Source organism: Pseudoalteromonas sp. SR43-2, from assembly GCF_014163885.1.
Lineage (GTDB): Bacteria > Pseudomonadota > Gammaproteobacteria > Enterobacterales > Alteromonadaceae > Pseudoalteromonas > Pseudoalteromonas distincta.
On record NZ_JACJED010000020.1, the window covers coordinates 63,734 to 89,446 of the forward strand.

The 25,713-nt window shown below is 40.0% G+C and carries 22 protein-coding genes; 12 read left to right on the top strand and 10 right to left on the bottom strand.

The features are described from left to right. Positions 1-6 precede the first annotated feature (6 nt). The 6 genes from H5120_RS15920 to H5120_RS15945 all read left to right on the top strand — a co-directional run bounded on the left by H5120_RS15920 (position 7) and on the right by H5120_RS15945 (position 9,325). Positions 7-189 (top strand): hypothetical protein, encoded by a 183-nt coding sequence (locus H5120_RS15920; RefSeq protein ID WP_182675483.1) that lies wholly within the window; start codon positions 7-9, stop codon positions 187-189. Beyond that, positions 190-807, top strand: a complete 618-nt coding sequence (locus tag H5120_RS15925; protein ID WP_182675484.1) for a LysE family translocator — start codon at positions 190-192, stop codon at positions 805-807. It begins immediately after the preceding gene. A gap of 166 nt (positions 808-973) precedes the next feature. Then, complete coding sequence (locus H5120_RS15930; protein WP_182675485.1) at positions 974-3,847, top strand: TonB-dependent receptor; 2,874 nt, start codon at positions 974-976, stop codon at positions 3,845-3,847. A gap of 22 nt (positions 3,848-3,869) precedes the next feature. Further along, entirely contained in the window at positions 3,870-8,171 is a 4,302-nt protein-coding gene (locus tag H5120_RS15935) for an alpha-1,6-glucosidase domain-containing protein (protein WP_182675486.1), read from the top strand. Between the two features lie 176 nt (positions 8,172-8,347). Next, entirely contained in the window at positions 8,348-8,893 is a 546-nt protein-coding gene (locus tag H5120_RS15940; RefSeq protein ID WP_182672585.1) for a PH domain-containing protein, read from the top strand. A gap of 36 nt (positions 8,894-8,929) precedes the next feature. Beyond that, positions 8,930-9,325, top strand: a complete 396-nt coding sequence (locus tag H5120_RS15945; protein ID WP_182675487.1) for a DUF1801 domain-containing protein — start codon at positions 8,930-8,932, stop codon at positions 9,323-9,325. A gap of 21 nt (positions 9,326-9,346) precedes the next feature. On the opposite strand, the gene H5120_RS15950 is transcribed toward H5120_RS15945, so the two are convergent. Further along, positions 9,347-9,691, bottom strand: a complete 345-nt coding sequence (locus H5120_RS15950) for a rhodanese-like domain-containing protein (protein ID WP_024591370.1) — start codon at positions 9,689-9,691, stop codon at positions 9,347-9,349. A gap of 287 nt (positions 9,692-9,978) precedes the next feature. On the opposite strand from H5120_RS15950, the gene H5120_RS15955 reads away from it, so the two are divergent. Continuing rightward, positions 9,979-10,287: a helix-turn-helix transcriptional regulator gene (locus tag H5120_RS15955; RefSeq protein ID WP_024594836.1), complete on the top strand. Its 309-nt coding sequence runs from the start codon at positions 9,979-9,981 to the stop codon at positions 10,285-10,287. On the opposite strand, the gene H5120_RS15960 is transcribed toward H5120_RS15955, so the two are convergent. Further along, positions 10,280-10,957, bottom strand: coding sequence for a nitroreductase family protein (locus tag H5120_RS15960; protein WP_024594835.1), 678 nt, complete (start codon positions 10,955-10,957; stop codon positions 10,280-10,282). The two genes, H5120_RS15955 and H5120_RS15960, sit on opposite strands and share 8 nt — an antisense overlap. A gap of 187 nt (positions 10,958-11,144) precedes the next feature. Between H5120_RS15960 and H5120_RS15965 the strand changes: the two genes are divergently transcribed. From H5120_RS15965 to H5120_RS15980, 4 genes are all read left to right on the top strand, one after another. Next, positions 11,145-12,026, top strand: a complete 882-nt coding sequence (locus H5120_RS15965) for an ABC transporter ATP-binding protein (protein ID WP_002959519.1) — start codon at positions 11,145-11,147, stop codon at positions 12,024-12,026. A gap of 9 nt (positions 12,027-12,035) precedes the next feature. After that, entirely contained in the window at positions 12,036-15,614 is a 3,579-nt protein-coding gene (locus H5120_RS15970) for a M1 family aminopeptidase (protein ID WP_182675488.1), read from the top strand. A gap of 183 nt (positions 15,615-15,797) precedes the next feature. Continuing rightward, positions 15,798-16,109, top strand: a complete 312-nt coding sequence (locus H5120_RS15975) for a Bor family protein (protein WP_182675489.1) — start codon at positions 15,798-15,800, stop codon at positions 16,107-16,109. Beyond that, the gene (locus H5120_RS15980; protein WP_182675490.1) at positions 16,106-16,435 is read left to right on the top strand and encodes a Bor/Iss family lipoprotein; all 330 of its coding nucleotides are present in this window, start codon (positions 16,106-16,108) and stop codon (positions 16,433-16,435) included. Before H5120_RS15975 ends, H5120_RS15980 begins: the two co-directional genes overlap by 4 nt. Before the next feature lie 13 nt (positions 16,436-16,448). On the opposite strand, the gene H5120_RS15985 is transcribed toward H5120_RS15980, so the two are convergent. The 8 genes from H5120_RS15985 to H5120_RS16020 form a co-directional block, all read right to left on the bottom strand. Then, entirely contained in the window at positions 16,449-17,687 is a 1,239-nt protein-coding gene (locus tag H5120_RS15985; protein WP_039490486.1) for an ABC transporter permease, read from the bottom strand. Then, positions 17,680-18,387 (bottom strand): ABC transporter ATP-binding protein, encoded by a 708-nt coding sequence (locus H5120_RS15990; protein WP_024594267.1) that lies wholly within the window; start codon positions 18,385-18,387, stop codon positions 17,680-17,682. The genes H5120_RS15985 and H5120_RS15990 overlap by 8 nt, the downstream gene beginning before the upstream one ends. Continuing rightward, complete coding sequence (locus H5120_RS15995; protein WP_024595210.1) at positions 18,387-19,553, bottom strand: efflux RND transporter periplasmic adaptor subunit; 1,167 nt, start codon at positions 19,551-19,553, stop codon at positions 18,387-18,389. The genes H5120_RS15990 and H5120_RS15995 overlap by 1 nt, the downstream gene beginning before the upstream one ends. A 55-nt stretch (positions 19,554-19,608) precedes the next feature. Continuing rightward, positions 19,609-20,322, bottom strand: a complete 714-nt coding sequence (locus H5120_RS16000) for a YIP1 family protein (protein ID WP_182675491.1) — start codon at positions 20,320-20,322, stop codon at positions 19,609-19,611. A 192-nt stretch (positions 20,323-20,514) separates the two neighbouring features. Beyond that, entirely contained in the window at positions 20,515-21,201 is a 687-nt protein-coding gene (locus tag H5120_RS16005) for a TorF family putative porin (RefSeq protein WP_024591363.1), read from the bottom strand. Positions 21,202-21,477: 276 nt separating this feature from the next. Continuing rightward, positions 21,478-22,641 carry a hypothetical protein gene (locus H5120_RS16010; RefSeq protein ID WP_182675492.1) on the bottom strand — a complete coding sequence of 388 codons (1,164 nt, stop codon included), beginning with the start codon at positions 22,639-22,641 and terminating at the stop codon, positions 21,478-21,480. Positions 22,642-22,796: 155 nt separating this feature from the next. Further along, positions 22,797-22,997 carry a helix-turn-helix transcriptional regulator gene (locus tag H5120_RS16015; RefSeq protein WP_024595207.1) on the bottom strand — a complete coding sequence of 67 codons (201 nt, stop codon included), beginning with the start codon at positions 22,995-22,997 and terminating at the stop codon, positions 22,797-22,799. A gap of 8 nt (positions 22,998-23,005) precedes the next feature. Further along, positions 23,006-23,431, bottom strand: a complete 426-nt coding sequence (locus H5120_RS16020; RefSeq protein WP_024595206.1) for a hypothetical protein — start codon at positions 23,429-23,431, stop codon at positions 23,006-23,008. Positions 23,432-23,663: 232 nt separating this feature from the next. Here H5120_RS16020 and H5120_RS16025 point away from each other — a divergent pair, with 232 nt between their 5' ends. After that, positions 23,664-25,634, top strand: a complete 1,971-nt coding sequence (locus H5120_RS16025) for an AsmA family protein (protein WP_182675493.1) — start codon at positions 23,664-23,666, stop codon at positions 25,632-25,634. The last annotated feature ends 79 nt before the right edge of the window (positions 25,635-25,713 follow it).

Below are 25,713 nucleotides of genomic sequence, written 5' to 3' on the forward strand. Positions count from 1 at the left end.
ATTAAAATGCAAAAAGTAATCGAATTTAGAAAGACCCGTTTTTTGGGTGGGGTAGATATAGTCGCACTGAATGACCGCATACAGGAATTAAACCAAGATGGCTGGAAAGTAATAAACGCAGTGCCCTTGGCAGGTTTTTATGGGCAAGTGCACGGTTATACATTACTTATTGAAACTAACGAGCTTTAAATGACATTTACAGTATGGTTAAGCCTAGCGGCTATTTGTATGATGGGCGCAATGTCGCCAGGACCAAGTTTAGCGGTGGTTTTAAAGCACTCACTTAACGGTAGTATGAAAAACGGTATGCTTGCCGCGCTCAGTCATGGTACTGGCGTTGGCTTGTATGCCGGTGCATCGTTATTAGGGTTAGGCGCTTTAATGACGCAGTTTCCAACTGTTTATCAAATACTCGTTTACTTAGGTGCGGCCTATTTGGCGTATTTAGGCATAAAAATATTGCTAGCAAAACCAAGTAATGACGAACTTGAAGTACAAAAAAGTGAGGTAAGTGAAGCTAAAGCATTACAAGATGGTTTTGCCATTGCTTTTTTAAACCCCAAGCTCGCGATTTTCTTTTTAGCCTTGTTCTCACAGTTTATTGACCCTCAGTTACTTACTTTAAGTGTGGGCATAATTATGTGTTTAACTGTGTTTGTAATTGATACCGGTTGGTACTTGCTGGTGGCGTTACTGACCGAGGTTTCAAAAAACCGCTTTGGATTTACCAAACAAAACCCGTGGCTTGATAAAATACTGGGAGTCGTATTTATCGCTCTTGCGATAAAAGTGGTGCTTAGCCTTTAAATAGCGTTCCAAATGTAGGTGTCTGTACGCGCATACACCTGCAGCCTAGCCCTCATGCCCTGCATACGTATTCATCACATTAATTTTACCTTTTAGTTACAATTTGTTGGTTGTGTTTTGAACAACACAGCAACACCTGACAACAATAACTCAAAGGTTCACACACATGGACAAGTTTAAACTAAGTGCACTTATGCTGGCTTTATTTGCCGCTAATAGTGCATTGGCTGCAAACGAAAGCTCAACAAATCAATCACCTAGTGCACAAGTTGAAGATTTAGAAATTATTGAAGTGCGAGGCTTTAGTCGCAGTTTAATCCAATCTTTAAATCAAAAGCGTTTTAGCGATACGGTGTCAGAACAAATTTCTGCCGATGATTTAGGGGCGCTGCCTGATATTTCAATGGCCGATGCACTTACACGATTACCTGGTATTTCAGCGGTACGAACGGGCGGGCAAGCAGCGCAAATTAATATACGCGGGCTGTCGGGCGGGTTTGTATTTTCAACACTTAACGGCCGTGAGCAAGTATCTACGAGTGGCAGCCGCAGTATTGAGTTTGACCAATATCCGTCAGAATTAATTAGCTCCGCGGCGGTATACAAATCGCCAAAGGCATCGCTTATTGAAGGCGGCGTGGCCGGTACGGTAGAGCTTGAAACCGCCAGCCCACTCAATAACGACCAAACACATAAATTTGTAGCTAATGTGCGCGGTATGTATAACGACCGCGCCTCAGAGGTATCTGATGCCACTGAGTTTGGCGACCGAATTAGTTTTTCGTATCAAGGTAAATATTTAGACGATACATTAGGTGTGGCACTGGGATTTGCGCGTTTATTTCAGCCAAGTGTAGCAACGCAGTTTATTGGCCTTGCATACAACGATAGAAAAGATGTTGATGGCGCACCAAACGACACAAATGGCCCCATAGATAGCCCAGAAAGTGAATACATTAGCGAAGGCTTTGAGCTACAGCATTTAGGCGGTGAAGAAACCCGTAATGGTTATTTAGCTGCCATAGAGTGGGCACCAGTAGATAATTTTAAATTAAAAGGTGATGCGTTTTTATCTCGCTTTGATAAAGAGTCATTTGCCCGTGGTTTTAGGGTTAAATTAGGCGGCCCCTCTGCAGCATACGCAAATGCGCAACTTGATGGCAATGCTGTAATTGGTGCAGCGGTTAATCGTACTTCGCAAAGTTATACCCGTGTTGAAATAGTGAATGACGACAACCAAGATTTTGACGAAGTAGACAGCTTTGGCGTTAATGCCGATTGGCAAGTAACCGATAGACTAATTGTTAATGCCGATGTAGCGCTTTCTCGCGCAAAAAGTAATTTTAGAAATGGTTTGTTGTGGAGCTTAGTAGCTGAAGATGCCAATGCAGAAACGCCGGTATTTGATAACAACGTTGCAATTAACTATCAATTAAATGGCTTAAATTTACCTGACGTTGGGTTTAATCAGGCGGCCGCCTTTAGTGATATAGACCGAGTAATGGTCAGTAAATATGGTATTTACCCTGATCAAACAGAAGATGAAGTAACGGCATTTAGACTCGACTTTAAATACGAGCTAGAAAGCGACATATTTAGCTCAGTTGAGTTTGGTGCACGCTACTCAGATAGAGAGTACAGCCGTAAACGCTCGGTATTTGAGTACGGTAACGATGGGGCGTTTTCAGCAACGCAACCCCCTTTGCGCTTAACCGACGATATGGCGTCAGTGGTTGACTGGCAGGGCGAGTTTAGTTACTTCCCGTCGTATTTAGCCATTGATTTAGACAAAGCACTTAACGCATGGTTTCCAGATGGCACGCCAGAGCCTGTTCAAACATGGGGTAATGCCGATGGCGTAGACGACGCGCAAGGTTACACAACTAACTATTCGTGGTCAGTGTTACAAAGCGGCTCGGTGTTTGAAGATGTGCTAGCTGCGTACGTTATGGTAAACATTAACACGCAAATAGGGGGGCTCGACTTATCGGGCAATGTGGGTGTGCGCCGCGTTGAAACCGATCAATCAGCAACGGTGCTAGAGAACGTAGCAGGCGATGCGCGCTTAGGTGCGCAAAATATTGTTGATGAGAACGGCATTGTAAATGATTTATACGCGCCTAATGTATTAGGCACTAAATACACCGACTACTTACCATCATTAAATTTAAACCTGCAACTTAACGATAATTCACTTGTACGCTTTGCTGCGGCTAAAGTCATGTCGCGTGCGCCAATTAACCGCTTAGCGGGCGATGCCAGTGCAAACGTAAGTGATGATGGTGTTATTAATGGTTCAAGTACTAATAACCCATTTTTAAAACCCTTTTATGCCGACCAATACGACTTATCTTACGAATATTATTTTGAAGAAGGTAACGGCACCATCGCTGCGGCGTTATTTTATAAAAATATAGACTCGTTTGTTGAAACCTTATCAATCGAAAACTTTGACTTTAAAGGCAACGGCTTTAACGTACCCGACTTTATAGAAGACCCCGTTAGTGGCGAGCAAGTTGCCACAACTAACGGTATTTACACCACGGCAGTTAATAACGGTGAAGGTGGCTACATTAGAGGGCTAGAGCTTGCTTATACGCAAGTGTTTACCTTTTTACCTGAGCCATTTAATGGCTTAGGTGCTAATGCAAGTTACTCAAACACCGAAAGTGAAATTGAATCGATCACCAGTTTAGGGGGCGACACGTTAGCGCAATCTTTACCTGGGCTATCTAATAACGTGTTTAATGCCACGGTTTTTTACTCAATGGATGATTTTGAAACCCGCCTTAATGTGCGTTACCGCGATGAATTTGTATCAGAGCAGGTTGCCATTAACGAGCAAGTGGTTAATTTTGATGCCGAAACCGTAGTCGACTTTCAAACCTCTTATCGCTTTAGCGACTCGCTAACAATGCTTTTGCAAGTTAATAACTTAACCGATGAACCAACCCAAAGTTACTTTGGCTCAGAGCAACGAACAGGGACGACTCAGTACTTTGGTCGTCAGTTCTACCTTGGTTTTACATACAGTCATTAATTAGCAAACGGAGCGTTTAAAAATGAAAATTATAACTATGTCTAAATATTTGCTAATAACGTTAGCGTTAATGCTATTAGCAGCGTGTGGTGGAACAGGTGATGTTGAATCTGGTGAACCATTACTTACCTGTAATGTGCCACAAGTCCCTAATGAAGCGGGGTCACAATGTGTCGATCCCGAACCTATATCGTGCCCTGCACCTACAGTACCTGATGAAAATAACGAAAGTTGCGTGGTTGGCGCCGACCCAACCCTGCCAGACCCTGTTGTATTTGCAGGGGAGGGAGAGGCGGTTTTATTTTATAACCGCTTAGCCGATGATAACTACGAAGGCTACCGATTACATTCGTGGAATAACGATGTGTGTGATGCTTATGCACCACCATTTGATACCAGTGATTGGGCTAACGGCCATGAATACGATGGTATTGATCCAAACTACGGTGCGTACTGGATAATTAACCTTAAAGAGGGTTATAACGAATGTGCCAATTTTATTATTCATATTGGTACAGAAGGGTCAGGTAAGGCGTTTGGTGATGTGGATTTGACCATGCCGCTGATGCAAGACGATGAAACCTTTCAGCGTATGAACTTTACCATTCATGGCGAGCCTTCGGTGTTTGAATACCCTATATTAAGTTTAGGCGAACGCGCAGTTGCTATAACAGGTGCTTCAGCGCATTGGATTGATTTAAATACTATTTTGTATAAACCAAGTAACGAGCTTACAAGCCTGATTAAGTTACATTCATCAGCTACGGCTGAGCTTGAAGTGGATATTGATACTGGTTTAAACGGCGATACTGTTACGCTGCAATCAAGCAATATAACTGATGAGCAAGCGTCAAAAGTACCGCATTTAACCACCTGGAACGCATACGAAGGAATTTGGGATACAAGCACTGCCAAAACGCTTATTAAATCGCAGCTTGTTATTGCAGGTTACGATAGTGAAGGTAAGCTTCTAGAAGCAAGCTATGTGCAAACCGCTAAAGCACTCGATGCCCTTTATACGCAAGGCGAAGACGATGCTAATGAAGCTGTGCTGGGTGTAAATTATGGCAATAACGCGATTGATGTAACTGTGTGGGCACCCACCGCTAATAACATGATGCTAAACGTGTTTGATGATGCAAAAACACAAGTGCACTCTACGCCAATGACATTAAATACACAGACAGGTATTTGGCAAGCAAGTTTAGATATGCAATACGACCGCCACTACTACCGCTTTAATTTTGATGTTTACCACCCACTGACTCAGCAAATAGAGTCGCTTTGGAGCACAGACCCTTACTCACTAAATGTATCTACCAATGGCTTATACAGCCAGTTGATTAATTTAGCCGATGAAGACACTAAACCCGAAGGCTGGGATACACGCCTTATTCCTACGGTAGAAAACCCAGAAGATGCAATTATTTACGAGGGTCATGTACGTGACTTTAGCGCACGCGATAACAGCGTAACAGAGGCTAACCGTGGTAAGTACCTTGCGTTTACTGAGCTAAATAGTGCTCCTATGCAGCACTTACAAACTTTGGCTCAAAATGGCTTAACGCATTTTCATTTATTACCTATTACTGATATTGGCACCATAGATGAAGACGAAAGTAAGCGTGTAGATATTAGCGATACGCTAGGTGATTTATGTGAGCAAATTAATGATGAAGCCGATGCGTGTAAAACCCAAGATAAAAGCAGCACCATTATTGATTTAATGGGTGGTAATTTACCAGGCTCAGATGACGCACAAGCACTTGCTAATGCTATGCGCAGCTTAGATAGCTTTAACTGGGGTTACGATCCGCATTACTTTATAGCGCCTGAAGGCTCGTACGCCTCAAGCCCAGAGGGCATTGCCCGCGTTAAAGAAACCCGCGCTATGGTGCAATCACTGCAATCTATTGGTCTGCGCGTAGTGCTTGATGTGGTTTATAACCATACAACATCGTCGGGTATTTGGGATAAGTCGGTATTTGACAAACTAGTACCGGGTTACTATCACCGTTATAACGAAGTAAGTGGTGAAATAGAGCGCTCAACGTGTTGTGAAAATACAGCCACAGAGCATGTAATGATGGATAAGTTTGTTAGCGATTCATTAGTTATTTTGGCACGCGAATTTGGCTATGACAGCTTTAGATTTGATGTAATGGGGCACATGCCAAAATCGTCAATTCTTGCAGCACGTGATGCAGTGCAAGCTGTTGATGAAGATAACTACTTTTATGGCGAAGGCTGGGACTTTGGTGAGGTGGCAAATAACCGCTTATTTGTGCAAGCCAAACAAGCCGATATGGCCGGTAGCGAAGTAGGTACCTTTAACGACCGTATTCGTGAAGCCGTTCGCGGTGGTGCATTATTTAGTAATAGCTCAACAGATGGCAATTTAGCAGAGCAAGATACTTTACGTTTGTCGCTTGCGGGTAATTTACAAAACTACATTTTAAAAGACTTTAAAGGTAACTCAGCAAAGGGTAATAGCTTTACTTGGAATACTCAGCCAACGGCGTATGCACTAGACCCTGCCGATAGCATTCATTACGTATCTAAACACGATAACGAAACACTATGGGATCAGCTGCAATATAAACACAGCGCTAACATGAGTATTGAGCAGCGCGTTCGTGCTCATAATATGGCGTTAGCACTCCCTCTTGTGAGCCAAGGTATTCCATTTATGCAAATGGGCGCCGACTTGCTACGTTCAAAATCGATGGATCGTAACAGCTACGACTCGGGCGACTGGTTTAACTTTGTTGATTTTACCCAAGATACCAATAACTGGAATATTGGCTTGCCACCCGCACAAGACAACGAAGTGAAATGGCAAGAAATTATGCCTATTTCTGCTAATACCCAAGCGGCTGCACAGCCACAAGATATTACCTTTGCACATGATGTATTTAATGAATTTTTACAAATACGTAGTAGCAGCCCACTATTTAGATTAACCACAGAGCAAGATGTTATTGAGCGAGTGGGTTTTCATAACGTAGGTAAAGCGCAGCAACATGGCTTAATTGTAATGAGCATTGATGATGGCGAAGGGCTAACAGACTTAGACCCTGCATTTGACGCGCTTGTTGTCGTGATTAACGCAACCGAGCAAACCCTTAGCCATACTATTGCCACCGCAGCGGATTTTGAATTACACAATGTATTAAAAAACAGTGTTGATGCAAGTATGGCTAGCGCCAATTTTGCCGCAGGCGATAACGAAGGCACATTTACTGTACCGCCTTACACATTAGCTGTTTTTACTAAAAACCAAGGTGAGAGCCAAGGTGCTGGTTTAAGTGCAAATGCAACCGTAGGGGCACCTGATGTAGTACCTTATGGCAGCACCGCTGTGTTTGTGCGCGGGACTTTAAACGACTGGGGCACACGCGATGCATTTGAATACATTGGCGATGGTGAATACCGTATAGCAATTGCACTGAGCGCTGGCGATTACGAATTTAAAATTGCCTCTGAAGATTGGTCTACAGTTGATTTTGGCGCGCTTACTGACGCTGATAAAGATGTAGTTGAAAACCAAAGCGAGGCATTAACGCGCTCAGGTGCAAACATGACATTTAGCGCTGCCATTGATGCAACCTATGTATTTTCGCTTGATGCTTCAGACCCTGAAAATCCAACGCTTACTTTATACAACGAAGAGCCATTTATAGGCACTGCTATTTATGTGCGCGGTACGCTTAATGACTGGGGAGTAACCGATGAGCTAAGTTATAAAGGTAAAGGTATTTACACCTTTACTAAAACACTGAGCGCTGCAAGCTATGAATTTAAAGTAGCGTCAGAAGATTGGAGCACGGTTGATTATGGATCGGCTGAGGGAGATGCCAGTGTTATGGTTGGCACTGCAGAGCAGTTGTCGGTTGCGGGCGCGAATATGACCATCGACATTGCAGAAGAAGGTGAATACCAGTTTATATTTGACGCCAGTGATTTAAATAACGTATCGCTAAAAGTGCTCAACGCTGAAATGTTTGCACAAACGACAGTGTTTATTCGTGGCAGCTTAAATGACTGGAGTACTGATAACCCGCTGATGTACGAGGGTGATGCAATTTACTCTACATCAATAGAGTTAGAAGCAGGTGACTACGAATTTAAAGTAGCGTCTGAAGATTGGAGTACCGTTGATTACGGTGGAGCAGGCGATACGCCGGTAGTGGCAATTGATGAACTAACACCACTTGAAGCCGTAGGTGCCAATATAGCACTAAATATTACCGAACAAGGTACTTACACGTTTAATGTAATAGGCCCAGATAGAGAAAATGTAAGCATACTTATTAATAAGTAGTAGCAGTTTATTTTCCCAGACCTAAGCCGAGCATAGCCCTGTATGCTCGGTTTTTTTGTATGTACATAAGTGTGTGAAAGTATATTTGAATGCTAATTATAAATGTTTGGACTAAATTGCATTCAATATTAGATTGGCGTACTTTTATAAATCCCCAACCATACAAAAGAAAGCTAATGAGTAACTTAACCTTAAAAAGTGCTAATTTTGATCCTAAAGTAAAACAATACTGGATGGTTACTGCCTCGCTATTTGCAATGTTGGCTCTTGTTACTATACCGCTTATACCTATCATTTTACTTATTGTATGGCTGGTGGGCGGACGAATACTCGCAGCTATGTCGGCTGACTTATTACCACAAAAATTGGTAGTTAAACGTGGCATATTATTTAAAGAAGAAAAATCTATTCCGCTTGAAAAAATAACAGATGTAGGTTTAAGCCAAGGGCCGCTCATGCGAATTTTTGGATTATATCGTTTAAGCTTTGAAACAGCAGGGCAGTCAGGAAATGGTGCTTTAGTGTCTTTGCTTGGTGTGGTTAATGCGAGTGAGTTTAGAGAGGCGATACTTGAGCAAAAAGATGTATTGGCTAATCAAGGTAAAACGACGCAGCAGGCAACAGAGCAAAGTGAAAAAGAGCTACTGAGAGCACTTACTTATAGCGTTAAAAATATTGAGCAGATGCTACTTGTTTTACTTGATGAAAGGCAGCAAAAGTAACTTGTTTGAACTTGTAATGCTTATAAGGATATTTTTATGAATACGGAAATAGAAAATATATTTAATAATTATCCTGAGATAGTAAAAAGTAAGCTTATAAAATTACGAGAGTTAATTTATACCGTAGCACAAGAGCAAAACTTAGGAGCTGTTGAAGAGTCTTTAAAGTGGGGAGAGCCAAGTTATAACACAATAAATGGCAGCCCCATTCGCGTAGGCTTTAAGGGCTCCTCGTGTTATTTGTTTTTTCATTGCCAATCAAAGCTAGTAAGCACATTTAGAGAGTTGTATTCCCACACTCTCACCTTTGAAGGTAACCGGGCAATTGTATTTAATAGTGAAAAGCCATTACCAGAGTACCCAGTTAAAGAGTGTATTAAATTAGCACTGACTTATCACAAAGTTAAACGCCTACCTTTACTAGGCGCATAATTATAAGTATTCAGTTGATGTTTAAAACACACTACATATTTGGTTTGCGTCACAGGTAATAACGGTTACGTTTTCATAACCCACACGCGTTAACGCTTCTGCTCCCAACGTTGCGCGCGCACCACTTGCGCAGTGCACGTAAATAGGGCGAGCTGCGTCTTTTTCTATTTCCATCAGTTTCATCTCGAGTAATCCACGCGGAATATTTATAGCGCCGGCAGCCGATTTTGTCGCGTGCTCTGCAGGTTCTCGCACATCAATAAGTAAACCTTTATTTTGTTCAAGCTCGAGTTTTGCTTGCGCTGCGTCAATACGGCGTTGGTTAGGTGTGATAATTTTTAGTAAGTCAGGGATTGATGTAAGCATTAGTTTGTAAATCCTCTTTTTCTTAAAAAAGACATTAATAGGTGCTACTTGGTATAAGTAGGTTGAATTGAGTTAATACTTATAAATAACGTTAAAAACTGAAAGTTACTTTATATAAAGTAACTTAATAGTGCGGATACTGCTACAGCACTTCCGCCGATTAATAAAATGGCATCGCTAGTTTCATGGTCATCTTAATATTAGTAAAACCTAATGTTAATTATATTAGAACTTACTAATGTAAAAGTCTATACTTAAAAAGGTATTAAAAAAGAGAAATAATAAAAATGAATATTGAACAACTAGCTGTCAACGCAGAGCAAGCCGAACAGTTTTTAAAATTAATGGCTAACAAAAATCGCTTAATGATTTTATGTAGTTTATTACAAGGTGAGCAAAGTGTAGGTGAGCTAAATAAAAATGTACCTTTAGCACAGTCAGCGTTATCTCAGCATTTAGCAAGTTTACGCAAGGCAGATATGGTTGCTACTCGCAGAGAAGGGCACACTATTTATTACTCGTTGACCGACCCAAAAGTTGAGTCGATCATTGCTTTGCTATATGAGTGGTTTTGCCGAGCAGAAAATACTAAATAAACGTAGCTATTTCATCGAGTGATTTTTTATCCAGTGCATGAGCAGGTATTGTTGCATCATCACTTGGGTAGCCTGTAATAAGTAGCATGTATGGGCGTTCGTTATCTTTATCGCGATTACATATGTCGGTCAAAAAACTCATTGGCTTTGGAGTATGAGTAAGGGTTGCCAAACCACTGCGGTGCAAAGCTTGAATTAAAAAGCCGGTAGCTAAGCCAACAGACTCATGCACATAATAATTCGTATTTTTATCATCGGTGCTTACGCCGCCCTTTTTTTGACTAAATACAGCTATAAGCCAAGGTGCATGCTCTAAATAAGGTTTGTTGGCGTCGGTACCTAACGGTTTTAGCGCATCTAACCATTCTTCACCTGCTCTGCCTTCGTAAAAAGAACGCTCTAATTTTTCTGCGGCTTCTCTTATTTGTTTTTTTACATCGCTACTGTTTATAGCCACAAAATGCCAAGGCTGATGATTCGCTCCACTTGGTGCTGTGCCAGCTGCTTTTATACATGCTTCAATAATATTTTTTGGTACTGGGCGATCGCTAAAGCTGCGAATGCTATGGCGGCGTTGGCTGGTTTGTAAAAACTCGTTAGCACGATTTAGCATTTCTTCATGTGGATATTCTATAAAGTCATTTAACGGCTGGCTTTGGTGATCTTGCATGGCTTTTCGCTTCTAATAAAAAGTATATGTGGTTTTTATACCGAGTGAATACAGTACAGGCAAGTGTTATGAGTTTAAAATATGTTTATTTGTTGTTACAAATTTAACCAGCAAGTAACTTATGTTCCTATTTTCCTTGTGGTATAAAACATTATAAAAATAATTACTCATATTCAAGGAAGTAAAAATGCTATCAATAACAGGGTTATCTAAAACCTACGATAACGGCGTACATGCACTACAAGGTGTTGATTTATCTATCGGTAAAGGGATGTTTGGATTGCTTGGGCCAAATGGCGCAGGTAAATCATCGCTTATGCGTACCATTGCAACACTGCAGTCGGCTGATTCAGGTTCAATTACTTTTGATGGCATTGATGTATTTAAAGACCCACAGGCACTGCGCCAACGCTTAGGTTACTTACCACAAGATTTTGGTGTGTACCCGCGTGTTAGTGCTTACGACTTACTGGACCATATGGCTGTTTTAAAGGGTATTCATAATAAAGCAGAGCGTAAAGAGTCGGTTGAAGGATTACTGGCGCACACTAATTTATACCAACATCGCTCAAAAGCGGTCAGTGGCTTTTCGGGCGGTATGCGCCAGCGTTTTGGTATTGCACAGGCATTACTGGGTGACCCTGATTTACTAATAGTTGATGAGCCAACAGCGGGGCTAGACCCAGAGGAACGTAATCGTTTCCATAACTTATTAGTAAGCTTAGGCGAGCAAAAAGTAGTTATATTATCGACCCATATCGTTGAAGATGTTGCAGAGCTTTGCCCAAATATGGCGGTGTTGGCTGGCGGTAAGATTTTACTAGAAGGTAACCCAATAGCGCTTACCGATAAGCTCCAAGGCCAAATTTGGCGCAAAGCCATGAGCCAAGAAGAAGCGCTAGAGCTTGAACCGCAGCTGCCTGTTATTTCAAAACGCTTATTTGCTGGGCAAACCATATTACATGTATTAGCCAATGAAGCCCCTGAAGGTTTTGAGCTCAGCAGTGCAAACCTAGAAGATGTGTATTTTTCTACGTTGCTTAATCATCGTAACAGCCAAGTAGCATAAGGGGGCGCTATGTTTTTTAATATGCTCGCGTTTGAGCTGCGCTATTTTATGCGTCAGCCTTCGTTTTATGTGACCTCATTAATATTCTTTTTTATGGCGTTTTTTATAAGCTCCAGTAGTAAGTTTCCGTTAGGTGGGGCTAATGTTCATATGAACTCGCCTTATACCATTATGGTTTTAACGGTTACCTTTTGTACGCTTGCTATGTTTTTAGTGGTTAACTTTGTTGCAAGCTCAGCGATTCGCAACAGCGAGACCAAAATGGATGAGCTGGTGTTTAGTAAGCCCGTTAACCCGCTTGCTTATCAATCAGGGCGTTTTTTTGGTTCTTACTTAGTTGTACTTATTGTGTTTTTAAGCGTGCCACTAGGCGTATTTTTGGGATCTCAATTTGGCTTGTTGGTTGGCTGGCTCGATAGCGAGCTAGTAGGCCCCAATAAGTTTATATATTACGCAGCGCCTTTTTTATATTTAGCAGTGCCAAGCTTATTGGTCCTCAGTGCTATTTTTAATAGTGTGGCGGTCTATTTTAAAACCATGATGGCGGTATATGTAACGGCCGTGGTGGTTTATATAACCTACCAATTGGCGAGTATCTATTTTGATGATTTAGCGTTTAGAAATATTGTTGTTTACGCAGACCCATTTGGCACAGGGTCGTTAATTGACTTAACCCGTTACTGGACTGTAAGTGATAAAAATACTGAAGTGTTAACGCTTTCGGGCGATTTTTTAATTAACCGTATTTTATGGGTAGCAATAAGTTTAGCGATGTTTTTTGGCCTCGGAAAGTTAGGTAATCGCGTAGTCACTAAAAAACAGAAAAAGCAATTTGCTGTCTCTACGTTTGTAAAAAATAAACAAGCAGCACTTATTAGCAGCGCTAAAAATTACAAGTCAAAAGGGGTAAATACGAAATCGCAATTAGTAATGCGCAGCTTATTTGAACTTAAGCAAGTTATATTAAGTGCCCCTTTTATGATTTTAGCGGGTGTCAGTATTACTATGTTACTCGCACCACTTTTTGCACCTATTGGCGCATATGGCACAACGGATTGGCCGCTCACACAAAACATGGTGGGCATAATTCAAAACTCTTCCGCTTTGTTTATGTTTATCATTATTGCTTATTACAGCGCAGAGCTGGTTTGGCGAGAACGCCAAAGTGGTATGGGTGATATTGTTGACAGTTTCCCGGTGCATAACAGTGTGTTTTGGGTATCTAAAATTATTGCGTTAATCACTGCAGTTTGTGGCCTTTATTTAGTAGGCATGATGTTTACCATTGCAGTGCAACTGTTTAAGGGGCAATTTAACCTAGAGCTTGGTCAGTACTTATTTAGGTTGGGTTACCTTACATTACTGCCTTTAATTATGATGGCTATATTGGCGTTCTTTTTACAAATAATTAGCCCTAATAAATACATAGGTATGGGTTTGTTTATTCTGTATTACATTACTCAAATGGTAATGGGTGCTTACGGGTTTGAGCATCATATGTATCATTTTTCTCAAAGCAGTAGCGTACCGTATTCTGATATAAATGGTTATGGACATTTTTTACAAGGCGCGCATTGGTATACCCTATATTGGGGGGCATTGAGTGTGTTTTTAGCTATTGTAGGGTTTGCTTTATGGCATCGCGGCCCGTCGCAAACATTGCGTACTCGTTTATCTTTAGTACGTTACAACATGTCTTTAAAAGGCCAGATTGCAGCCTTTATAAGTTTATTGGTATTTGTGGGCGCGGGTTATAACATTTATTACAACACCCGTGTGATCAACGAGTTTGTAACAAGTGATGATAACGAAGCGCTACAAGTAAGGTATGAGCAAGAGTTCTCACAATACAAAGACTTGCCACTGCCTATAATAACTGATGTTGATTTAAACATTGATATTTATCCTAAAAAGCGTGCTTTAAATGCCGTGGCTAAAATTAAGTTTACCAATACCGCAAACGAGCCAATAACCCGTGTGTTAATCAACGAGCCTAGCCAATCTAAAAGCTGGGATGTAAAAATGGCGGGCGGAAAAATAGTAGAGCGTTTAACCGATTTTGGCATGGTATGGTTTGAGTTTGAACAACCGCTAATGCCCAATGAAGTGCGAGAAGGCGAGCTCTCAGTTTCTCGTGAACACGACGGTTTTGTTGATAGAAGATCTGATACTCAACTCGTGCACAACGGTACATTTGTAAATAATGGAGAATTATTACCAAATTTTGGTTATCAAAAGTATTTTCAAATTGCTGACAAGTATGAGCGCCGTAAGCACGAGTTACCTGAACTTGAGCGCGCACATAAACTAGAAGACAGCCGTTATTATACGCAAAATGAGTTTGGGCCTGCTAATGGGTTTATTAACTTTAAGGCGACGGTAACCACCGACGAGTCGCAATTTGCGATTACCCCAGGGTATTTGCAAAGTGAAAGTGTAAAAGATGGACGCCGCACCTTTGTTTATGAAATGGATGCGCCTATTTTAAACTTTTATGCGGTGCTTTCGGCAGAGCTTGAAAGTAAAAAGGTTGAGCATAACGGTGTAAATATTGAGGTGTACTACCACAAAAACCATGCATGGAATGTTGACCGTATGATTGAATCGGTACAAGACTCAATAGATTACTTTACACAAGCTTTTGGGCCGTATCAGCATAAACAGCTACGTATAATTGAATTTCCTAAGTATCGCTCGTTTGCACAAAGTTTTGCCAATACAGTCCCTTACTCAGAAAGCATGGGGTTTATTACAGACTTAAGAGATGAGAGTAAAGTTGACTACCCTTACTATGTTACCGCACATGAGGTTGCGCACCAATGGTGGGGGCATCAAGTATCAGGGGCTAATGTAGAGGGCAGTGCTGTTATTTCTGAAACACTTTCCCAGTACAGTGCGCTTATGGTGCTAAAAAAACGCTTTGGCGCCGAGAAGCTCCGTAAATTCTTAAAGTACGAGTTAGATAAATACTTAATGGGCCGTACTGGCGAAGCCTTTGAAGAAATGCCACTATATAAAACGCAGGCTCAACAATACCTTCATTACAATAAAGGCTCAGTTGCGATGATGGCGATTTATGATCGTTTAGGTGAAGTACGCTTAAATGCAGCACTCAAAGCATTTTTAAACGAGTTTCAGTACCAATCAACACCATACCCAACTACGCTTGATTTACTTAGCTATTTAAAACAAGACGCAACGCAAGCAGAACAAAATTTTATTGACGATCAGTTTAAATATATCACCTTGTATGAGCTTGAGATGAAAGATGCGTCAGTTACAGATAGCGTTGATAGCGAAGGGTTTTATACTGTAACACTTAGCGTAGAAGCAGTTAAACAGCGTGCGGATGGCCAAGGTGAAGAAACTGAGCAGCCACTCGATGAGCTAATTGATATTGCATTATTTAGCGACGACCCTGAAAACTTACTCGCTGAAGATTTTGTTATTTACTCGCAAAAGCATCAAATAGTATCTGGTACCAATACTATTGAGCTTAAAGTAAAAGAAAAACCATTATTTGCAGGGGTTGATCCTTACATTAAGCTGGTCGATAAAGACAGTAAAAACAACTTAGCTAAGTTTTAAAGTCTATTTATTTACTAAGCACTTAAACTGACTACTTTAAAGGCCGCATTTATGCGGCCTTTATGTGTAATAAACTGTATAAAACTTCATAGCGTTTCTACATATTCCCCACAGCTTTTTACGCTAATATTTTATGTTCTCTTATAAAGTTACCTTACTGGTATTTAGTTTATAAGGAAGAGTATGAAGCCATTAATAATAGGGGCGATAGCATTAAGCCTCAGTGCTTGTTCTGCGGTAACCATTCAGCCACAGGCAACAGCAAAAATAACGAGCCAAGCTAATTACGAAGATAGCCGCCTATTTTATTTATGGGGATTAGTGGGTGAGCAGCGGGTAGACGTAAAACAAATATGTTCAAATACACCCGTTATTCAAATGCAGTCACAACAAACGTTTAGTGATGGAGCGCTTAGTTTAATTACGCTTGGAATATACTCGCCCCATACCATTAAAGTGTGGTGCCAAGAGCAAGTACTAGGGGAGACATTATGAGCATCAAGCTATTTGCAGCCGGTTGCACACTGATTATTTTAACGGGGTGTACAAATATTTACTTTGATAACGGTATGCAGAGCAAAGTAAGCAATAAAGCGCTAAAAAGCTCACAGTGGCATCATAATTTTGCACTTGCGTTGTACGAGGGATCAGAGCCGTTAGATTTAACAAAACATTGCCCACAAGGGGAGTGGCAAAGCGTTAATACGTATAAATCGTTTACTAATAGTTTAGCTGAGGTGGTTGTGAATCAAATTGGCCCAGCTTGGTACCCTAAAACAGTAGAAGTACAATGTAATAAGGTACCATTTAAAGCTAAATAATTATTTAAAATAGTTATTCGTAACGCAATGCATCTATAGGGTTTAGTCTTGCTGCTTTAATAGCAGGGGCTAAACCAAATATGATCCCAATCATTGATGTAAATCCGAACGATAGTATTACAGCCCATACTGGTATGTATGCATCAGGCATACTTGGGACTAAAAACGAAATAAGCCCTGCGGCGCCATATCCTATAATGAGTCCTATTAAACCACCAAAAAGTGAAAGCACAACGGCTTCAACTAAAAACTGCAGCATAATAAAACCAGGTGTTGCGCCTAGTGCTTTTAATGTACCAATAACGCGTGTGCGTTCAGTTACCGACACTAGCATTATGTTCATAACACCAATACCGCCAACAAGTAAGCTAATGCCAACAATACCAGCAGTAATAGCAGTAGCACTGCTGGTAAATTTATCTATTTGAGCACGAGATTTTTCAGCGGTTTCAAATTCAAAGTCGTTTTCATCTTTCTCTTTTAGTTTATGTAGTTGGCGCAATACACGAGTAATTTTTGCAAGCACTTGTTCTTCGTTAGTACCTTCATTTAACCTAAACATAATTTGCACATTAGTTTGTGTACTTCCGCCTTCTAAAGCACTCATGGTACTAATTGGAATATTAATGTAATCGTCTTGGTCAAAACCAAATAAGCTACCTTGTTTTTCAGCAACGCCAATAATTCTAAACCATTCACCACCTAGCTTTATATATTCACCTACTGGGTTTTCAGGAAGGTTTAGCTTTTCTATGATTGAAGGGCCGATAAATGCGACCCTTCTTCGCTTATCATCGTCCTCAGCACGAATAAAGCGACCAAGTTCAGGATAAGTACGATACGCTTTTTGATAGTCTTGCTCGGTACCGATAACACGCGATGAATGGCTTTTATTTCCATACTCAGCTCCCCCCGAAAAGCGCCAGGTAAACATTAGGGCCGTTAGCGTTTCAGCTTCTTTTATACGCGACTTTAGAGCTAAAAAATCGTCGTAGGTAAGCTTGGCATTTTTACCAACCATTTCGAGTTCAATACTAGTGTAAGGCTTTATTGTTGTTACATCTGGCGACATATCAGCAAGTTGATCGTTTATTTGCTTTGTAAAACCCTGCATTACTGCAACGACAGTAACTACGGCGGCAACACCAATAATAATGCCCAAACAGGTCAGTGCGCTGCGCATTGCATTAGCTTTAATAGCTGAAAAAGCGGCCTTAGTGCCTTCCATTATCGCAAGAGCTGATTTAAACATGCTGCTTGATTCCTTCATCTTTAGTTACATCACTTACCACTTTACCGTCCACTAAACGAATCACGCGTTGGCAATGATCGGCAATTTCTTGCTCATGTGTTACTAAAATAATAGTGTGACCTTCGTTATGCAGCTCATCAAACAAATCCATAATTTCGCGGGTCGTTTTACTATCAAGATTACCTGTGGGTTCATCTCCTAATAATATATGTGGTTTTGTGACTAAAGCGCGGGCAATCGCAACACGTTGACGTTGCCCGCCCGATAGCTGGCTAGATAAATGATTAACTTTATCACCGAGACCTACCCGCTTTAGTGCTTCTAGAGCTTGTTGCTTGCGTTGTTTACTAGGAATAAAGCGATATACTAAAGGCTGCATTACATTTTCTAGTGCGGTTGCACGTGGTATTAAGTTAAAGCTTTGAAATATAAACCCGACACTTTCATTACGCTGATGAGCGAGCTCTGTCTCGGTCATACTTTTTACTAGTTTATCTTTTAAGTAGTATTCGCCACTGCTGGGTGTATCTAAACAGCCTAATAAGTTCATTAAGGTCGACTTGCCTGAACCAGAAGGTCCTATAATCGCCACGTATTCGTTTTGCATTATATGTACGTTTACATCATCAAGTGCCTTAAATACCTCTGAGCCCATTTTGTATTGTTTATTAATATGCTCTAGCTTGATTACCGCAGACATTAGGCTTCTTCCTTGTCTGCATCTGATTTAAGTTTTACCACATCACCTTCAGTCAGAAGACTTACTGGGCGCGCAGGGCCAATAACTATTTTGTCGCCCTCATTTAAGCCGTCAGTAATTGCTTGTTCTATATCAGATGATATTCCAACAGTTACGGCAATTTTGCTAACGGTGTTATCACTATTTAGTCGCCATACAAATGTTTTATCGTCTTCTTTTTGGATTGCTTCTATTGGAAGTTTTAAACCGTTTTCGGCAATGCTTGTTGCGATCTCTGCTCTACAACTCATTCCTGCATATAGCTGGCGCTCAGTAGTATCGAGTAATACTTTTACTTTAAACGATAAACCTTGAGAGCCGGCTTGGTTTTTAGCTGAAGTACCAATATTGATTACTGTGCCGCTAAATGGTTTATTAGGGTATGCGGCCGCATAAATATTCGCTTTTTGGTTAAGCTTAATGCTCGCAATGTCGGTTTCATCCACACGTAGCTCGGCTAAGATAGCGCTAGGATCGGCTACTAGCATTAAATCAGAGCCAATAATATTAGTAGTACCGGCTATAACGGTTTCACCTTCTTTAATATTTACAGATGCAAGCAAGCCGCTCATTGGAGCTCTAAATACACTTTTACTTAAGCGATCTTGCGCAATTTGTAGTGACGCTTGTGCTTGGTTGTACGACTCTATTCGTGATTCAATATCGATTTTAGCTAGATCGCGTGCGCTTTCAATATTCTCGTAGCTCTCTTGATTACCTAAACCGACATCATATAAGTCTTTTTGTCTTTTAAGTTGGCGCTCTAGGTTAGCAAGGCGTGTTTTATTGTGTTTAATTTCAATTTCTGTGGCGCGAAGGATTGCTTTACTACGGGTAACTTCTGATTCAAAGGCAGTTGTATCAAGGCGCATTAACATATCGCCTTGTTTAACTCCTTGGCCTTCTTGAACAAATATTTTATCTACTCGGCCCGTCACTTCAGAGCGTAATTGCACTTGTGTATTAAAAACTAAATTACCTGAAGCCATTATTGAGTCAGCAATGTCGCCAAGCTCTACTTGAGCAATATTTACTTCGGCTTGTTTTTCATCGCCAGAAATTTGCTTTGACACAATTAGGGCTATAAATGCGCCTACAGCGAGTGTGATGATTATTGCTTTTTTCATTTTATCTATCCGTGAATTAAGTAATGTGGAGCTAGTATCTACCTCCACTTAAGAGTTAACTTGCTGCAATGATTGCCCAAATACCAAAAATAATAATTGAAGGAAGTGCAGAGAATAGGAGTGCTTTGTTAGTTGAAAAATTAGTCCAGCATTTTAAGCCGATCATTCCCAGCGAAATGCTCCAAAAGCTAAATAAGTTTATTGATTCTAATAAGCTATAAAAAGGATGGCCAATTTCAAGTCCTATTATTAATTGGTTAATAGATGCGTAGCTAAATACGGCTTGTTGAGATATTTGATCTGTACTTGCACTTAGTACAAGAGCAATTGTTCCTAGGCTTGAAATAACAACTGGCATCATTGTCCAGGTAGCGAATCCATACCAAGCTCCGTAGCTATGTTCTGATTCAGGATCTTGTTTAGCCACAAGCATATAATAAAGTGCCATTAATGCATTCATGATAGCCAGCGCAATTACGCCGCCAAACAAACCAAACCATATTTGGCCTTCTGCATTTTGCTCTATACTTTGGCGAATCATTTTTTGCTCGCCAATCGTCGCATCAATAGTTGATGCTGCTACTTGCTCATTAATCAAAAACTGCATATCAACAGTGGAATAAAAAATATAAATACTCGCCATTGAAACTAAAGACATGACTATAAAAGCAAGCCATGACCAACCTTTGGCGTGTTCAACACCATTGAAAGCTTTACTAGGACTTATATAAATATCGAGTAGGGCGCTAAACGCGTTAGGTGATTTCATTATTATTCCTTTATACCTATTTTATGGCTAGGCAGTTATAAATGCCCAGTGACTAGGTAATAGAATAAAGGAAAATGTATGTATTGTTTTCATTCAATTGTAACGGTTTGTTAACAGATGTAAGGGGTCTTGTTCAAAAACAAGAAAAGGGCCAAAAGGCCCTTCGTGTCGCAGCAAGTAACACATTCTTTCTTATAAATTAAAGTCTACAGAATAAGCAACGTAAGCTTTAATATCTGAGTCATCCATATCTGTATCAGATAAACCAAAAGTGAACCCATCTTTCGAAATTGATACACCGTAATCTAAGATATTATCATCGCCAATAAAGTCACCTGAGTAGTGGCCTAAGTGAAGTGCCATTTCAGTGCCGTTACTGCCAACAGCAAAACCGTAGTCAGCTGTCAGGTAAAGTGAATCACCAAAGTCTGTACCATCACCACTTGCAGCTGATGTTGCAAGTACTGAAGCACCAAATGTAAAGCCTTCAACACTGATGCTACCGTAAATTTCAGAGAAATCTGCGTCAGCTTCAGAAGCTGCATCTGGGTAAGCGTAATAAATATAGCCAACATCATAGCTAACGCTTTCGTTAATGTCGCCACCAAAGCCTGCATATAAATCAAGCTCATAGGTCATTTCATCTGCCCACGATGCATTTGAAGCCCAAGTACCTGCATAAAAGCCCGATTCATTGGCGTAATCAATACCGCCTGAAATAGCTGCATCGCCCCCAGTTTGCTCTTGACCACGCCATAAGTAGTTTGATGTTGCCGCTGCGTTTGCTGTTACTTCAGCATGTACGGCTGTTGACGTTAAAGATGTTGCGCCCATTAATGCTATAGCACTTATAGCGATGGTTTTTTTTAGTTTTAGCATGTCCATTTCCCGTTATATGATTTTTGCTCGCCAAGGTTTTTATTATGTATTCGGAACCTTTAGGCTGACGGCTTTTTATTGTTTAACTAACGAGATAATTGCACTGTATGTGCCAGCTTCATTATTTTTTATTAAAAATTATTTTTATACATTAAAAACATGAGCTTGTATTTTATAGATTGAGAAGAGATATGGTATGTAGGGAGATGTTGCGCACACTGCTGGTGCATAAATTAACCTAGCCGCACCATAAAAGTACGGCTAAATTAGAAGTTTTTAGCCAAATATAGTGCGCATAAGGCTAATTGTTTCGTTTACACTACGACCTTTTTGAACTTCACTCACAATTGAATCGCGCTTACTGCGAATGTGCTCAGGAATATCGTCAGCAGCAAGTGCGCGGTCTACTAAAATTTCTGCAGACTCTTTACCTCTACGCTGAGTTTTACCTGTCGTAGTTGTAGTTCGTTTAGGCTTACTTAACAGTTTGATGTAGTTAGAGTTATCTGGTGTTTTTGCATCAGCATAGTGAAAGAAACATGGGATTAGTGCTTTAATAGCAACTAATTGTTCTTCTAACCCATTACTAGGTTTAGCCATTTTGTACCATGACATAGCTTGAATACCTTTTACAATATCTTGCCAGTAACGCTCAAAATCACTATTTTTTAGTTTAGAAACACCAAGGGCACCGCATAATGCATCTAATCGATTGTTTGTGATCGGAGTAAATATATCAGGGCGACGCATTGCAAGCAGTCGTGTTGCAGGCGCAAGTGTTGGTTTTTCATTATTGTCGGTGAATATTTTTGAATAAGCAGCAACAAATTGTTGATATTCGTATTGAGTAATGTCACCTTCAAGTGGAATATTTACTAGTGCATCGTCAAAGGCACCTGGTAAATCGCCAAGCATTTGATGAAAGCTCTTCGCACTTTTTGTTGATGCAAACCATTCAACGTCAAAGTTGTATGTGCTTGGATCAAGTGATGCCATGTGCTTACCGCTAAACGCAAGTAAATCTTCAGGAATCATATCTTTAAGAGATTGTTCACGAATGCTTTTAATGTAGTCTACTAAGCGAAGCTGTTCATCAAGAGCAATAACGTCTTTGTGTTGTTCTACAAATACACTTACTACAGGCCACGGAGCAATACGTAAAGTTTTAACCTGTAAAAAGCTGATAGCTGAAATAAGCTGATCGTGTAGCTTCTTAAGTACTGGTAATTGCTGCGGCTCTAGTAAATCGTAGTTCATACGATCTCTGCTTGCACTTAGCAATTCGTAACACCAAGGTAAAAAATCATCAGGGTGGTTTTCTACTTTCACGGCCATAAGGTTAAGGCTTAATTCTGAAGATTGCTTCAGAATGTTCTGATAGATTTGATTTTCTTGTTCGCCTAGCGTCATTTTTGACGGTGAAATTAGCAGTTTTTTCATGCCTTGTAGAATCTCCGGTTTAGATATATATTTTTTTGCTGGTCTATTTTAGCGCAATTACGCTAATAACAACAGCGCTGTCCTCCATACGTTGTAATTGAAGTAGCTAAATCGGTATTTTTGCTAATAGAATGAGACTAACGCTTTAACATGTATCAATCATTTTTATCTAGTACAAAGAGACTTTCAACTGAGGTATTAAAATGCTTTGCTATTTTTAGAGCAATTATTACCGAAGGGGTAAACCGGTTTGTTTCTACGGTACTTATTGTTTTGCGCGACACGTTAATAGCATCAGCAAGTTCTTGTTGTGAAAGCCCAGCTTCTTTTCGGTACTTTGCTATGTTATTTTGCATTTCCTCTCCTAATCACGATTTTGCCAAAGTAATGAAGCGCCATATACCAAGAGCATGATACCTAGATAGAACATTGCCATATTTGCATGCGAAACATCGCTAGGTATTGAATCGTTACTATACAAAACACCAAGAAGGCAAAATACAAATGCAAAACTTAAATGTTTATAGGCATTAGTATCAATGGTGTTTAGAAACTCATCTTTATAAGCGTATTGAAAATACATTTTTAACGGAAAGCCCCCTTTAATGAGGTAAATAATCACTATAACTACATAAAAAGAAACGCCCAATCCAACAAATAATAACCCTTCGTTATCGTGCTTTATTAGTGAGTAAACATTGAGAAGTAAACAAACCATGGCTGTGCTTATACTAAGCCATATATTTTGACTCATAAACTTTTCTTCAGTTTTAATATCCTGTTGTTTCATAATATTCATCCTGTGATAGTATTTATTTTTTGTAACCTATGGGTATCAATGTAACCTTAAGGTTTCACCGGGTCAATATTTATTTGTAACCTAAAGGTATCAAAATGTTTCAGGGGCGATTCAGGATAAGAATGTAATATCTAATAAAAAGCTTTTTTATCAGAACGACAATGATTTTAAGGCTAACACTCGCTATGATAAGAGCATTATTTGCACGTTTTAAAGGACGATCATGAAAACCTTACTTAAAATTGTAGGTGTAATACTTTTACTATGTATAGCACTAATTGTTGCCGCACCGTTTCTAATCCCTACTGATACTATTTTTAACAAAGTGTCGCAGCAGGTAGAACAAACAACTGAGCGCACTCTTACTATTAAAGGTGATAAAACACTTAGCGTATTCCCTGCATTAAAGTTAGAACTTAACGACGTGCATTTTGCAAATATGGAATCAGGTTCGCGCGCCGATATGGCGAGTATGAAACAGCTTGCTGTACACATACCTTGGTTTTCATTATTTGGTGGTGAGTTTAAATTAGATAAGTTTGTTATAAACGAACCAAATATTCTATTAGAAACCGACAAAAATGGTAAAGCCAATTGGCAGTTGTTTGATGCAGTTGCAGAGCAACCAAAAGAGCAGAGCCAATCAGGTGAAGCGATAAAGCTTCCAGATAACTTTGATATTGAGTTAGGTGAAGTTGCTATTTATGGCGGCACATTTACTTATCTAGATGGTCAAACAGGTGCCAAACAACAAATTAGCGATTTAGAACTCGCTATTTTACTTCCTTCACTTCGTAAAACATTAGAAGTAAAAGGGGGTATTACTTATATGCAAGAGCGTTTTGATCTTGATATAAAATTAGATACTCCTGCTAAAGCAATTGAAGGTGCTACTTTTAATGTTAAACAAACCTTAGATTCTCGTTTAGTTGATTTAACGTTCGAAGGGAGCATAGCTAAGCAAGGCCAAGATATTAAAGGTCAGTTAGCACTAAGCGGTGAGTCTGTTAAAAGTATTGCAAAATGGCAAGGTGTAGAGCTAGACGCTAAAGACAATGCATTTAACGGATTTAGTGTAAACGGTAAAATGCACCTACTAGGTGAGAAATTTAATCTAGAAGATTTAGTTGCGACGTTAGACGCATTAGAAATAAAAGGTAAGAGCGAGCTTAACCTAGGTAAGCGTTTAGCAGTAAATGCTGATATTGATTTAGGTATGCTTGACTTAAACCCGTATCTACCTGAAGCAGTGGCAAAACAAGAAGAGCCAGAAGAGCAAGAAGATAAACCTGCAGAGCCAATAGTATGGGATGACACTAAAATTGATTTAAGTGCATTAAATTCACTAGATGCAAATGTAGTGATTCGTTCAAGTGGATTAAAAGCAAATGATATTAAATTAGGCGCAAATCAATTTACTGTTGCTTTAAAAAATAGCGTTGCAAAACTAAGCCTAGATAGCTTTTCTGCTTATGAAGGGTCAGGTAAAGGCGTTATCAATGTAAACGCACAGCAAGTACCTTATAAAATATCAACTAACTTTGACTTAGCTGGAATAGATGCACAGCCTTTATTAACGGATGCGGCAGGTTTTGACAAGCTAATGGGTAAGGGGTCTTTAAATTGGAACCTAAACACAACTGGCCAAAGTCAAAAGTCGTTTATTGGTGCGCTTAATGGAAAGCTTGGATTTGAGTTTGCTGATGGAGCTGTAAAAGGTGCGAATATAGCTGAGATGGTTCGTAAAGGTAAGGAACTCATTTCAGGTAACTTTGGTGCTGCATCTGAAGGGCTTGATACCGGATTTGAAGAATCAGAGCAAACAGATTTTTCAGCATTAACTGGAAGTTTTAACTTTACTAATGGCGTTGGCAAAAATACCGACCTATCACTTATCAGCCCACTTATTAGAATATCAGGTGAAGGCGACGTTGATTTACCGCAAACAACGGTCAACTATCGTTTGGTTACAGGTATAGTTGGATCTATCGAAGGTCAGGGAACTACCGATGACAGCACTGGCTTTAAAATACCACTACGTATAAAAGGGCCTTTCCACGATGTAGGTATAAAGCTAGATGTTGGTGATGCGCTCAAAGATGAAGTTAAGCAGAAGGTCGATGAGGCAAAAGAAAAAGCCAAAGACAAAGCAAAAGATAAAATTAAAGATAAATTAAAAGGTTTATTTGGTTAATTTATTACACTTTAAACAAACAAGGCACATTACAGGTGCCTTGTTTGTTTTGTAACCACCTGTAAAATAGCTACATAGC